10 protein-coding genes and 1 pseudogene are annotated in these 13,713 nt (G+C 67.2%); 6 read left to right on the plus strand and 5 right to left on the minus strand.

All coding sequences use genetic code 11. The features are described from left to right. The 3 genes and pseudogenes from QO207_RS29080 to glgX all read left to right on the plus strand — a co-directional run. Positions 1-1,436, plus strand: a pseudogene (locus QO207_RS29080) (malto-oligosyltrehalose synthase); the annotation flags it as partial. Continuing rightward, the gene (locus QO207_RS29085) at positions 1,433-1,927 is read left to right on the plus strand and encodes a DUF2934 domain-containing protein (protein WP_301535715.1); all 495 of its coding nucleotides are present in this window, start codon (positions 1,433-1,435) and stop codon (positions 1,925-1,927) included. The pseudogene QO207_RS29080 and the gene QO207_RS29085, both read left to right, overlap by 4 nt. Positions 1,928-1,942: 15 nt before the next feature. Further along, entirely contained in the window at positions 1,943-4,072 is a 2,130-nt protein-coding gene (gene glgX, locus QO207_RS29090; protein WP_301535716.1) for a glycogen debranching protein GlgX, read from the plus strand. Positions 4,073-4,184: 112 nt separating this feature from the next. On the opposite strand, the gene QO207_RS29095 is transcribed toward glgX, so the two are convergent. The 4 genes from QO207_RS29095 to QO207_RS29110 all read right to left on the minus strand — a co-directional run bounded on the left by QO207_RS29095 (position 4,185) and on the right by QO207_RS29110 (position 8,693). Further along, the gene (locus tag QO207_RS29095) at positions 4,185-5,624 is read right to left on the minus strand and encodes a short-chain fatty acid transporter (protein WP_301535717.1); all 1,440 of its coding nucleotides are present in this window, start codon (positions 5,622-5,624) and stop codon (positions 4,185-4,187) included. A 264-nt stretch (positions 5,625-5,888) separates the two neighbouring features. Then, positions 5,889-7,070: an acetyl-CoA C-acetyltransferase gene (locus QO207_RS29100; RefSeq protein ID WP_301535718.1), complete on the minus strand. Its 1,182-nt coding sequence runs from the start codon at positions 7,068-7,070 to the stop codon at positions 5,889-5,891. Between the two features lie 117 nt (positions 7,071-7,187). After that, positions 7,188-7,844, minus strand: coding sequence for a CoA transferase subunit B (locus tag QO207_RS29105; protein WP_301535719.1), 657 nt, complete (start codon positions 7,842-7,844; stop codon positions 7,188-7,190). Positions 7,845-7,997: 153 nt separating this feature from the next. Then, positions 7,998-8,693: a CoA transferase subunit A gene (locus tag QO207_RS29110; protein WP_301535720.1), complete on the minus strand. Its 696-nt coding sequence runs from the start codon at positions 8,691-8,693 to the stop codon at positions 7,998-8,000. A gap of 123 nt (positions 8,694-8,816) precedes the next feature. Here QO207_RS29110 and QO207_RS29115 point away from each other — a divergent pair, with 123 nt between their 5' ends. Further along, positions 8,817-9,716: a LysR family transcriptional regulator gene (locus tag QO207_RS29115; RefSeq protein ID WP_301535721.1), complete on the plus strand. Its 900-nt coding sequence runs from the start codon at positions 8,817-8,819 to the stop codon at positions 9,714-9,716. A 273-nt stretch (positions 9,717-9,989) separates the two neighbouring features. Here QO207_RS29115 and QO207_RS29120 read toward each other — a convergent pair whose 3' ends face one another. After that, complete coding sequence (locus QO207_RS29120) at positions 9,990-10,721, minus strand: IclR family transcriptional regulator (RefSeq protein ID WP_301535722.1); 732 nt, start codon at positions 10,719-10,721, stop codon at positions 9,990-9,992. 99 nt (positions 10,722-10,820) lie between these two features. Here QO207_RS29120 and hmgA point away from each other — a divergent pair, with 99 nt between their 5' ends. Beyond that, complete coding sequence (gene hmgA, locus QO207_RS29125) at positions 10,821-12,113, plus strand: homogentisate 1,2-dioxygenase (RefSeq protein ID WP_301535723.1); 1,293 nt, start codon at positions 10,821-10,823, stop codon at positions 12,111-12,113. Position 12,114: 1 nt separating this feature from the next. Beyond that, positions 12,115-13,419, plus strand: a complete 1,305-nt coding sequence (gene fahA / locus QO207_RS29130; RefSeq protein ID WP_301535724.1) for a fumarylacetoacetase — start codon at positions 12,115-12,117, stop codon at positions 13,417-13,419. Positions 13,420-13,713 lie beyond the last annotated feature (294 nt).

Raw genomic sequence — 13,713 nt, forward strand, 5'->3', positions numbered from 1 at the left:
CGATCCGCCGGGCGCTGTTCCAGCTGCTGGCGGCCTTCCCGGTGTACCGCCCCTACCCCGATGCGCTGGGCCGCTCGGAGCAGGACGAACACTTCTTCAGCCAGGCGCTGGAAAGCGCACAGCAGCATCTGGAACCGAGTGACCAGCGCACCCTCGGCTGGCTCGACCGCATTCTCGGCGGCGAAGCCCTGCGCCGCCAGCCGCCCGGGCCGTTGCGGCAGCTGCGCAAGCTGGCGCTGGAGCGCTTCCAGCAACTCACTCCGCCGATTGCCGCGAAGTCCCTGGAGGACACCGCCTGCTACCGCTCGGGCGCCGTGCTGGGGCGCAACGACGTCGGTTTCGACCCGCAGACCCTGGGCGGCGATGTCGACGCCTTTCACCTCGCCTGCATGGAACGCCGACGCGACTTCCCCCGCGCAATGCTGGCCAGCGCCACCCACGACCACAAACGTGGAGAAGACTGCCGGGCGCGATTGGCGGTGCTCAGCGAGCGCGCCGAATGGTTCGCCCAGCAGGTGTGGAGCTGGTGGAAGCTGGCCGCCCCGCTGCGCCAGCACATCGCCCGCGGGCCGGCGCCCAGCGGCGGCGACGAACTGATGCTCTACCAGTGCCTGCTGGGCAGCTGGCCGCTGGAACTGGCCGCCGATGACTCCGAAGACCTGCACACCTACCACCAGCGCATCGAGCAATGGCAGCGCAAGGCCATCCGCGAGGCGAAGCTGGACAGCGACTGGAGCGCGCCCAATGAAGCCTACGAGCGCGTCTGCGCCGAGTTTCTCGACGGCATCCTGCTGGATGAGCGCGGCGCGCCGCTGCGCCAGGCCATTGCCGACGCCGCCCGCAGCCTGATGCCAGCCGGGGGACTGAACAGCCTGGTGCAAACCGTGCTGCGCAATACCACGCCCGGCGTACCCGATCTCTATCAGGGCTGCGAGTCCTGGGACTTCAGCCTGGTGGACCCGGACAACCGCCGCATCCCCGACTTCGCCAGGCTGGAAGCGGCGCTGGAGCGACTGCCGGACTGGCCGCAGCTGCTGCGCCACTGGCGCGATGGCGCCATCAAGCAGGCACTGCTGGCCCACGCGCTGGGCTTGCGCAAGCGCTGGCCGGCGCTCTTCACCGAGGGCGACTACCAGCCGCTGCCGGTGCGCGGCGAACACGCGGCGCAGGTCGTGGCCTTTGCCCGCAGCCATGCCGGCCAGCACCTGCTGGTGGTGGTGCCTCGCTGCAGCGCCGCCCTGCTGGGCGACTCGCCGCTGCCGCAGGTGCCCGCCAGGCGCTGGGGCGACACTCGCCTGCACCTGCCCTCTTCCCTGGCCGCCGTCCGCTGGAGCGGGCTGGCCGGGGCAATCGAACCCCATGACGGGGAGCCGCGCCTGACCGATCTGCTGCGCGACACCCCGGTCAACCTGCTTATTTCCGGAGGTGAACGATGAAGGTCGACGAGCGCAGAGTTCGCGAACTGGCCTACCAGATCTGGGAGTCCGAGGGGCGCCCGCAAGGCCAGCACGACCGCCACTGGCGCATGGCCCGCAGCCTGGCGGAGACCGAGGCGGCCGATCCTCGGCATGCCGCCCAGGAACCGGTGAAGCCGCGCTTCGAGGGTGACCAGGAGCCGGAGAAGCCCGCCATCCTGCAGGAACCGCCACGGCGCAAGGGCCGGCTGCCCAAAGCCGACCCAGAGACACCAGGCGAAACGGATGAAGGCGAGACCGTAGCGCCGACGCCACCGCCTGCCGCGCGCAAATCCCCGCCCCGGCCCAAGCCGACCCAGAGCGCTCCACCGGTCACGCCCACCGAGCAGCAGCGCAAATCCAGGCCCTCCGCTGCTGAAAAGGCAACGCCCAAAGCCCCCGCCGCGCGCAAACCCGCGCCGAAGAAAGCCACACCGAAGAAAGCCACACCGAAGAAACCCAAGCCCGCCTGACCCCAGGAGCCGGCCATGACCCGACGAGCACAGTCCCGCGTCACCGAGGGCCGCCCCTTTCCGCTGGGCGCCACCTGGGACGGCCTGGGCGTCAACTTCGCGCTGTTTTCCGCCCACGCCAGCAAGGTCGAGCTGTGCCTGTTCGACGCCCAGGGCAAGCGCGAGATCGAACGCATCGAGCTGCCCGAATACAGCGACGAAATCTGGCACGGCTACCTGCCCGATGCCCATCCGGGGCAGATCTACGGCTACCGCGTACATGGCCCCTACGAGCCGGATGCCGGGCAGCGCTTCAACCCCAACAAGCTGCTGCTTGACCCCTACGCGCGGCAACTGGTCGGCGAGCTGAAGTGGTCCGAATCACTGTTCGGCTACACCATCGGCTCGGCCGACGCCGACCTCAGTTTCGACGAGCGCGACAGCTCGGCCTTCGTCCCCAAGTGCAAGGTCATCGACCCGGCATTTACCTGGGGCGAGCAGCAGCAGCCGGTGCGCATCCCCTGGGACGAAACCGTCATCTACGAAGCCCACCTGCGCGGCCTGAGCATGCGCCACCCGGCGGTGCCGGAGCGCCTGCGCGGCACCTGCGCCGGGCTGATGAACAGCGAGCTGCTGCACCACCTGCGGCAACTGGGAGTGACCAGCCTGGAACTGCTGCCGGTGCACGGTTTCCTCGATGACAAGCACCTGCTGGAAAAGGGCATGAGCAACTACTGGGGCTACAACAGCATCGCCTTCTTCGCGCCCCAGGCCCGCTACCTCGCCAGTGGCCACATCAACGAGTTCAAGGAGATGGTCGCGCACCTGCACGCGGCCGGCATCGAGCTGATCCTCGACGTGGTCTACAACCATACCGCCGAGGGCAACGAACTCGGCCCGACGCTGTGCATGCGCGGCATCGACAACGTCTCCTACTACCGCCTGCAGGCCGACAACCGGCGCTACTACGTCAACGACTCGGGCACCGGCAACACCCTCGACCTGAGCCACCCCTGCGTGCTGCAGATGGTCACCGACTCGCTGCGCTACTGGGCCACGGAAATGCGCGTGGACGGCTTCCGCTTCGACCTGGCATCGATCCTCGGGCGCTATGCCGACGGCTTCGACGAGCGCCACAGCTTCCTCGTCGCCTGCCGCCAGGACCCGGTGCTGAGCCATCGCAAGCTGATCGCCGAGCCCTGGGACTGCGGCCCCGGCGGCTATCAGGTGGGCGGCTTCCCGCCCGGCTGGGTGGAATGGAACGACCGCTTCCGCGACACCGTGCGCAGCTTCTGGCGTGGCGACGAAGGCCAGCTGCCGGACCTGGCGCGACGCCTCACCGCCTCGGGCGACCTCTACGACCAGCGCGGCCGGCGACCCTACGCCTCGGTGAACTTCATCACCGCCCATGACGGCTTCACTTTGCGCGACGTGGTGAGCTACGACCACAAGCACAACGACGCCAACGGCGAGGACAACCGTGACGGCCACGACGACAACCGCTCGTGGAACCATGGCGTCGAAGGCCCCACCGGCGATGAGACGATCCGCCGCCTGCGCCTGCAACAGATGCGCAACCTGATGGCCACGCTGTTCCTCTCCCAGGGCACGCCCATGCTGCTGGCTGGCGACGAGTTCAGCCGCACCCAGCAGGGCAACAACAACGTCTACTGCCAGGACAACGAGTTGGGCTGGGTCGACTGGAACCTCGACGCCGAAGGCCACGATTTGCTGGCCTTCGCCCGCCGGCTGATCCGCCTGCGCCAGGCCTACCCGATCCTGCGGCGCGGGCGCTTCCTGGTCGGCGAATACAACGAGGAACTGGGCGTACGCGACGTCACCTGGCTTGCACCCGAAGGCGAGGAAATGACCGAGGACCACTGGCACGACCCGCAGCGGCGCAGCCTCGGCATGCTGCTGGACGGCCGCGCGCAGCCCACCGGCATCCGCCGCAGCGGCGGCGACGCCACCCTGCTCCTGCTGCTCAATGCGTCCCATGAAGGCGTCGACTTCGTCCTCCCGCAGACCGCCCAGGGCCGCGAATGGCAGTACCTGCTGGACACCCGCGAGCCGGAAGGCCACGAGCGCAGCTGGGAGTTCGGCAGCGCCTATCCGCTGGGCGCGCGTTCGCTGGCGCTGTTCACGTTGCGACGTAGCGAGGACTGACGGGTTAATGAGGCCGCAGCTCGTGGAAAGACAGCGCCGCGGCGTTTCAAAAAAAAGAAAACCCGGATGTCTCGCGACATCCGGGCTACTGCCAGCGGGGCCGAATGCGTGGTTACGGCTGGACCGGCGGCAGGTATTGCAGGGTGGTGCCCAGGGCCCAGAGCAGGAACAGCACCAGGGGCACGTGGACCAGCAACTGGACGAAGCTGAAGCCGATCAGGTCGCGCGCCTTCAGGCCCAGCACGCCGAGCAGCGGCAGCATGTAGAACGGGTTGATCAGGTTCGGCAGCGCCTCGGCGGCGTTGTAGATCTGCACCGCCCAGCCCAGGTGGTATTGCAGCTCGTTGGCCACCTGCATCACGTAGGGCGCCTCGATGATCCACTTGCCGCCACCGGAGGGGATGAAGAAGCCCAGCACCGCCGAGTACACGCCCATCAGCAGCGCATAGGTGTCGTGGGAAGCAATCTGCACGAAGAAGGTGGAGACGTGGTGGGCGATGGTCGAGCCGTCGCCGCCCTTCACGGTGGTCATGATCGCCGCGATGGAACCGTACAGCGGGAACTGGATCAGCACCCCGGTGGTGGTCGGCACGGCGCGGGCCACGGCGTCGAGGAAGTTGCGCGGGCGCCAGTGCAGCAGCGCACCCACCATGAGGAACAGCAGGTTGTAGGTGTTCAGCCCGGAGATCGCGGTGATCGCAGGCTTCGTGCTGAACTCGTGGACCAGCCAGCCGGCAGCCAGCGCCACCAGCATCAGGATCAGCAGCGGGCTGTGCTCCAGCCATTCGCCCGGCCGGGTGGCCTTCGGCGCACTCGGCGGGGTGAAGCTGACGTCCACGCCGCAAGCCTTGGCGTCACGGGCGCTGGCCGCGCCGGGGGCGGTCATGTAGGCGATGACCAGCGACACCAGCACCAGGGCCAGCAACATCACGCCCGATTGCCAGAGGAAGATGGTCTCGGTGAACGGGATGACCCCGGTGATCGCCAGGATCGACGGCGGCAGGCTGGCCGGGTTGGCCTGCAGCTGCGCGGCCGACGACGACAGGCCCAGCGCCCAGACGGCGCCCAGGCCCAGGTAGGCAGCGGCGCCGGCAGCGCGGTAATCCATCTTCAGGTCTTCGCGGCGCGCCAGGGCGCGCACCAGCAGGCCGCCGAACACCAGGGACAGGCCCCAGTTGAGCAGCGAGGCGAGCATGGAAATGACTGCGACCCAGGCCACCGCCGAGCGACCGTTCTTCGGTACGCGGGCGAACAGGTCGATGAGCCGGGAGGCCGGGCCGGAGCTGGCGACCACGTAACCGCCGATGACCACGAAGGCCATCTGCATGGTGAACGGGATCAGGCTCCAGAAGCCGTCACCGAAGGCCTTGGCGGTTTCGGTGGCCGGTGCGCCGATGGCCAGCGCAGCAATGGAAACGATCAGCACCGCGAGCGCGGCGAAGACCCAGGAGTCGGGGAACCAGCGCTCGGCCCAGTTGGAGCAGGCCATGGCGAAACGCGCCGAGCGGCTGTCCTGCACGGCTGTGCCGGAGGTGTGCACGTGGGAATTCATAAGGTCTACCTCGTTGTTCTTGTAATGGCTCATCGTCGAACGGTGCTTGTGGCAATGCCCGTCCTGGAATGAAAAACCGCCCGGCCTGCGTGGGGCCGAGCGGTGACGCAAGGGTCGACCGGCGCCGGGGGACGCCGGAAACCATGGCGGGATGCTCGTCTGTCGGTGTGCCCACCTACCATCCCGCCTGCCGGTACGGCATTGCTACATGCCGACCGGCGCTCGCCAATTGGTCGTTAGTCGCGCCTCCTCAGTCCCGCTCCTTCAATCCCGGAGCAGGGCCATGGCGACACCCTGACCGCCGCCGATGCACAGGGTCGCCAGACCCTTCTTCGCATCGCGGCGGAGCATTTCGTGGAGCAGCGTCACCAGCACACGGGCGCCCGAAGCGCCGATCGGGTGACCCAGAGCGACAGCGCCGCCGTTGACGTTGACCTTCTCGGCGTTCCAGCCCAGCTCCTTGCCAACCGACAGAGCCTGGGCGGCAAAGGCTTCGTTGGCCTCGATCAGCTCGACGTCGTCGAGGCTCCAGCCGGCCTTTTCCAGGCAGCTGCGGGTCGCGGTGACCGGGGCGATACCCATGATCGACGGGTCGACGCCACTGCTCGCATAGGCTTGGATGCGCGCCAGGACCGGCAGGTTCAGACTGCGTGCGCGCTCGGCGCTCATCAGCAATACCGCGGCGGCGCCATCGTTGAGGGTGGAGGCGTTGCCGGCGGTGACGGTGCCGTCCTTCTTGAAGGCAGGGCGGAGCTTGCCCAGGGACTCGGCAGTGGTGCCGGCGCGGGGCTGCTCGTCGGTGTCGAAGGACAGCGGCTCGCCCTTGCGCTGGGGAATCAGCACCGGGGTGATCTCGTCCTTGAAGCGGCCGGCCTCGATGGCCGAAGCGGCTTTCAGCTGGGACTGCGCGGCGAAGGCGTCCTGCGCCTCGCGGCTGATGCCGAACTTCTCCGCCAGGTTCTCGGCGGTGATGCCCATGTGGTAGTCGTTGAAGGCGTCGATCAGGCCGTCGCGCAGCAGGGTGTCCTGCAGCTCGGCATGGCCCATGCGCAGGCCGGTACGGGCCTTGGGCAGCACGTAGGGCGCGAGGCTCATGCTCTCCTGCCCACCGGCGATGATGGCGTCGGCGTCGCCACAGCGGATCGCCTGGACTCCGAGGAACAGCGCCTTCAGGCCCGAGCCGCAGAGCTTGTTGATGGTCATCGCCGGCACTTCCACCGGCAGGCCGGCGCCGATGGCGGCCTGGCGTGCGGGGTTCTGCCCGGCGCCAGCGGTGAGCACCTGGCCGAGGATGACTTCGTCGATCTGCTCGGCCTTCACGCCGCTGCGTTCGAGCAGCGAGCGGATGACCAGGCTGCCCAGTTCATGGGCGGGAATGTTCGCCAGGCTGCCCTGGAAGGCGCCGATGGCGGTACGGGTGGCGGCGACAATGACTACGTCTTGCATCTGGGGACTCCGAAGCTGGCTTTTGCTCTTGGTAGGAGCGAGCTTGCTCGCGAACCAACCCAGGCTTCGGAGCCAGGGCGTTCGCGAGCAAGCTCGCTCCTACAAAGGATCAAGGGATCAGAAGGTCATTTCCTTCACATCGTCCGGCACGATCAGCCGGCCGGCGGTCTTCTCGGCGATCTCTTCGACGCTCACGCCCGGCGCGGTCTCGCGCAGGATGAAGGCGCCATCTTCGATCTCCAGGTAGGCCAGGTCGGTCAGTACCTTGCGGATGCAGCCGGCGCCGGTCAGCGGCAGCGAGCAGCGGTCGAGCAGCTTGGATTCGCCATCCTTGGAGGCGTGGGTCATGGTGACGATGATGTTGTCCGCGCCGGCCACCAGGTCCATGGCGCCGCCCATGCCCTTCACCAGCTTGCCGGGGATCATCCAGGAGGCGATGTTGCCCTGTACGTCCACCTCGAAGGCACCGAGCACGGTGAGGTCGACGTGGCCGCCGCGGATCATCGCGAAGGATTCGGCGGAGTTGAAGATCGAGGCGCCCTTCACGGCGGTCACGGTCTGCTTGCCGGCGTTGATCATGTCGGCGTCGACGCTGTCCTCGGTGGGGAACGCGCCCATGCCGAGCAGGCCGTTCTCCGATTGCAGCATCACGTCCATGCCCTCGGGCACGTAGTTGGCGACCAGGGTCGGGATGCCGATGCCCAGGTTCACGTAGAAGCCGTCCTGCAGCTCGCGCGCCACGCGCTGAGCCATCTGTTCGCGGGTAAGTGCCATGGCTGAATCTCTTCTCTTGTTCAATGCGGTTGAAGATCGAGCGAGCTAGCGACTGGTTAGGCGGATTTGAAACGAGGACGCGGAGTTTAGATGCCCTAAATGAGCAGGCCTCGTTTCAAATCCAACGCCGCCAGGCCGACGCGCAGCCGATCCTTAGCGAGTCGTGCGCTTTTCGATGCGCTTTTCGAAGGAGCCCTGGATGATGCGGTCGACGTAGATACCGGGGGTGTGGATCTGGGTCGGGTCCAGCTCGCCTGGCTCGACGATCTCCTCCACCTCGACGACCGTGATGCGGCCCGCGGTGGCGACTACCGGATTGAAGTTCTGCGCGGTGTGGCGATAGATGACGTTGCCGTAGTGGTCGGCCTTCCAGCCCTTGACGATGGCGAAGTCGCCGGTGATGGCGCGTTCCATCACGTAGTGGCGGCCGTCGAACTCGCGCACTTCCTTGCCATCGGCGACCGGGGTGCCGTAGCCGGTGGCGGTGAAGAAGGCCGGGATGCCGGCGCCGCCAGCACGGAGTTTTTCCGCCAGGGTGCCCTGCGGGGTCAGTTCGACCTCCAGTTCACCGGACAGCAGCTGCTGCTCGAACAGCGCGTTCTCGCCAACGTAGGACGCGATCATCTTGCGGATCTGCCGGTCCTCCAGCAGCACGCCGAGGCCGAAGCCGTCGATGCCGCAGTTGTTGGAAACCACGGTCAGGCCCTTCACGCCCAACTTGCGGATCTGCGCGATGAGGTTTTCTGGGATGCCGCAGATGCCGAATCCGCCCGCCAGTACCGTCATGTCGTCGGTGAGCCCGGCGAGGGCTTCCTCGTAACTGCCTACACGCTTGTCGAGTCCTGCCATGTCGCTGCTGCCTCTTGTATTTGGAATGTCCGACCAGTCGGTCAGAGAGCGTCTGCAGCTTCACCGGCGGGGACTGATTTGTTAAGTTTGTTTTCTCAATCAATTGATCCGGTTTACTTATCAATGACCGTCAAGCAACTGCGCGCCTTCCTCGCCGTCGCCCAGAGCCTGAGCTTCGCTCAGGCCTGCGAGCGCCTGCACCTGTCGCAACCGGCGCTGAGCCTGGCGATCAAGAGCCTGGAAGAGTCCCTGGGCGGCCAGTTGCTGGTGCGCACCACCCGCAGCGTGGCACTCACCCCGGAGGGCGAGACGTTGCTACCGCTGGCCCGCCGGCTGCTGGCGGACTGGGACAACGCCGAGGAAGTGATGCACCAGCACTTCACTCTGCAGCAAGGCAAGGTCTCCATCGCCGCCATGCCCTCCTTCGCCGGCAACCTGCTGCCCGCCGTGCTGCGCACCTTCCGCGACCGCCACCCGAAGGTGAACGTGGCGGTGCACGACGTGATCAACGAACAGGTGCTGGAGATGGTGCGCAACCGTCGCGTCGAACTGGGCATTGCCCTGGAGCCGGACAGCCTCGACGGGCTGAGCTTTACGCCCTTCTATACCGACCGCTTCGTCGCGGTGCTGCCGGCCAATTCAGCGCTGGCCAATGAAGAACGGATCACCTGGGAGCAACTGCTGGAAGATCACTTCATCACCCTGCAGCGCCCTTCAGCCGTGCGCCTGCTTCTGGAAGACCAGTTGGCGGCACGGCATGGGCGACTGCCAGTTGCGTTCGAAAGCCACCAGTTGGTGACCGTGGGCCGGATGGTGGCCGAAGGGCTGGGTGTCAGCGCCGTGCCACGCCTGTGCCGACAGCAGATGGAAGAACTCGGTGCGCGCTGTGTGGCGCTGGAAGAACCGCGAATCGAACGTCGCGTGGGGCTGTTCTGCCTGGCGGAGCACCAGCTCTCCAGCGCCGCGCAGGCGCTGAGCGACGTATTGGTGAAGGGGACGGATTGGGCGGGGATGGAGCAGTAACTGTAGGAGCGAGCTTGCTCGCGAACCGCCCCCGCTGCGGAGCTGTTCGTGAGCGAGATCTCCCCCTGATGGTATCTCGCACGGCCCGCCACCCTCTCCCTAACCCTCTCCCTGAAGGGAGAGGGGACTGGATCGGCATGAAGCGCAGTGATGGTTGCCCCTGATGCCGAGTCGTCAGGAACGCACTGCCGTCACGCTTCACTCGGATACCCCCTCTCCCTTCAGGGAGAGGGCTGGGGAGAGGGCACGTCCGAGCGCCGAAGCCTCAGACAGTCAAACCTCTGCCCCCATCCGCAAACTCACCTCCCGCGCCATCTCCCGCAGCACCCGCGCCGCCTCCCCCTGGGGCTCGGCAGCAAAGCTCGCCTGCGAACCCACCACGGTGATCACCCCCGCCAGCTCCCGGCCGGTCTTGAACAGCGGCACCGACAGCGCATTCACCCCCGGCATCAGCAGGCCGTGGATGGCATGCAGCCCTTCACGGCGAATGCCTTCCAGCACCGCCGGATCAGCGCCCTCCTCCAGCCCGTCCTTGCACGCCGCGAACACCAGCCCGGTGGACGACCCATGCACAGGCAGCACCGAACCCACCTGGGTCACCAGCGTGACCATGCCCTGGGCCGGCTCCACCTGCACCACGGTCGGCCCATGGCTGCCCCAGATGGCCAGGAAGCAGGTCTGCCCCAGCGCATCGCGCAGCTCGGCCAGCGCCGGGCTGGCGACCTTCACCACGTCCAGCCGGCGGATCGCCGCCAGGCCGACATACAGCGCCTCACGGCCCAGGCCGTAATGGTTGGTCAGCGGGTCCTGCTCGGCGAAGCCGCTGGCGATCAGCGCCTGCAGGTAGCGGTGGACCTTGGCCGCCGGCATGTCCAGGTACTCGCCCAGGCGCTTGAGCGAGGTGCTCGGCGCCAGGTCCGCCAGGGCCTTGAGGATCTGCGTGCCGACTTCGGCGGATTGCACCTTCGCGCCCTTCGTCGGGATGGAGTCTTCTGCGTCGTTCATGGTCTTCAACTTAAAGGAACCCTCAGACGGTCTTGACGGCCCGCCGCCACGAAATTACGTTAATCGTAATTCAATTACGATTAAAAGAGTGAGACCACCATGAGCGCCTCCCCTGCCTACCAATCCGGGTTCGGCAACGAATTCGCCAGCGAGGCCCTGCCGGGTGCCCTGCCCCTGGGCAGGAACTCGCCGCAGCAGGTGCCGCTGGGCCTCTACGCCGAGCAGTTCTCCGGCACCGCTTTCACCGTCCCGCGCAGCGAGGCCCGGCGCACCTGGCTGTACCGCATCCGCCCGTCGGCCGCGCACCCGCGCTTCGAGCGCCTGGAGCGGCAGATCACCGGCAGCGGCCTCGGCCCGGTCACCCCCAACCGCCTGCGCTGGAACAGCTTCGCGACGCCCGAGGAGCCTACCGACTTCATCGACGGCCTGCTATGCATGGCCGCCAACGCCGAAGCGGAGGCCTGCAGCGGCGTCAGCCTGTACGCCTACCGCGCCAACATTTCCATGCGCCGGGTGTTCTTCAACGCCGATGGCGAGCTGCTGATCGTGCCCCAGGCCGGCCGCCTGCGCCTGGTCACCGAGCTGGGCGTGCTGGAACTGGAGCCGCTGGAAATCGCCGTGATCCCGCGCGGCATGCGCCTGCGTGTCGAGTTGCTGGAAGCCGAAGCCGCCGGCTACGTGGCGGAGAACCACGGCGCCGCCCTGCGCCTGCCCGACCTTGGTCCCATCGGCAGCAATGGCCTGGCCAATGCCCGCGACTTCCTCGCCCCGGTGGCGCACTACGAAGACGTGGAGGGCCCGGTGCAGCTGGTGCAGAAATTCCTTGGCGAACTCTGGGCCACCCAGCTCGACCACTCACCGCTGGACGTGGTCGCCTGGCACGGCAACAACGTGCCCTACAAGTACGATCTGCGCCGCTTCAACACCCTCGGCTCGATCAGCTACGACCACCCGGACCCGTCCATCTTCACCGTGCTGACCTCGCCCAGCGACACCCATGGCATGGCCAACATGGACTTCGTGATCTTCCCGCCGCGCTGGATGGTGGCCGAGAGCACCTTCCGGCCGCCGTGGTTCCACCGCAACCTGATGAACGAATTCATGGGCCTGATCCAGGGCGTATACGACGCCAAGGCCGACGGCTTCGTCCCTGGCGGCGCCTCGCTGCACAACTGCATGAGCGCCCACGGCCCGGACAACGCCACCACCGTGCAGGCAATTGCCGCCGACCTGAAACCCCACAAGATCGACAAGACCATGGCCTTCATGTTCGAGACCGGCCGCGTGCTGCGCCCCAGCCGCTTCGCCCTCGACTGCCCGCAGCTGCAGCGTGACTACGACAATTGCTGGAGCGGCATGCAGAAGACCTTCGACCCTTCCCAGGAGCAGTAACATGAGCGCCGCCCACAACGCACAAAGCTGGATCGAATCGGCCAATGGCCATCCGGACTTCCCCCTGCAGAACCTGCCGCTGGGCGTGTTCAGCCCGCCGGGCGACTCTCCCCGCGGTGGCGTCGCCATCGGCGACTACATCTTCGACCTGAAGACCGCCTGCGAGACCGGACTCTTCCACGGTGCCGCGCACCAGGCCGCGCTGGTGGCCAGCGGCGACAGCCTGAACGCCTTCTTCACCCTCGGCGGTACCGCGCGCCGTACCCTGCGCGACGCGCTGATCCACCTGCTCAGCGAAGGCAGCAACGAACAGAAACGCATGGAGCACCTCGGCGCCGCACTGCTCAAACCCCAGGCCGCGTGCCGCATGCACCTGCCGGCCAAGGTGGGCGACTACACCGACTTCTACGTCGGCATCCACCACGCGCAGAACGTCGGCAAGCTGTTCCGCCCGGACAACCCGCTGCTGCCCAACTACAAATACGTGCCCATCGGCTACCACGGCCGCGCGTCCACCATCGTGCCGTCCGGCGCTGAAGTACGTCGCCCCAACGGCCAGACTCTGCCCGCCGGCCTCGACGTGCCGGTGTTCGGCCCCTGCGCGCGGATGGACCTGGAGCTGGAACTGGGCATCTGGATCGGCCAGGGCAACGACCAGGGCAAGGCCATCCCGATCAACGCCGCCTCCGGCCACATCGCCGGCTTCTGCCTGCTCAACGACTGGTCCGCGCGCGACGTGCAGGCCTGGGAATACCAGCCGCTGGGGCCGTTCCTGTCGAAAAGCTTCGCCACCACGGTGTCGCCCTGGGTGGTCACTGCCGAGGCGCTGGAGCCGTTCCGCGTCGCCCAGCCGGCCCGCCCGGAAGGCGACCCGCAGCCACTGCCTTACCTTTACGACGAAGGCGACCAGCAGCGCGGCGCCCTGGATATCGAACTGGAAGTCCTGCTGCACACCGCGCGCATGCGTCGCGAGCACCAGGCCCCGGAACGCATCGCCCTGAGCAGCACGCTGAACATGTACTGGACCGTCGCCCAGATGGTCGCGCACCACAGCGTCAACGGTTGCCGCCTGCAAGCCGGCGACCTGTTCGGCTCGGGCACCCTCTCCGGGGAAACCCCGGACAGCTTCGGTAGCCTGCTGGAGCTCACCGGCGGCGGCAAGCAGCCGATCGTGCTGGCCAATGGCGAGGRGCGACGCTTCCTCGAAGACGGCGACGAGATCATCCTGCGCGCCCGCTGCCGTCGCGAGGGGCATGCCTCCATCGGCTTCGGCGAATGCCGTGGGCGGATTCTGCCGGCCCACTAAGTCCGCTCGCGCCACCCGTAGGGCGCATAACGCGCCAGCGTTATCCGCCGAATAGCCGGCGGATAACCTGTTCCAGGTTATCCGCCCTACGCCATCTCCCGCTCTGCGTAGGATGGCGTGGAGCGCAGCGATACCCATCAACTCCCTGCACCATCAGCATGGGTATCGCTGCGCTCCACCCATCCTACCGATCACCCCGCCCCTCTCCGCTGCGGCTAAGCGGTTCGCGAGCAAGCTCGCTCCTACAGGCTTCTCCCACCCAAATCCTGCGCAAAAAAAACGGGCCCGAAGGCC

Source organism: Pseudomonas sp. CAN1 (assembly GCF_030462585.1).
GTDB lineage: Bacteria > Pseudomonadota > Gammaproteobacteria > Pseudomonadales > Pseudomonadaceae > Pseudomonas.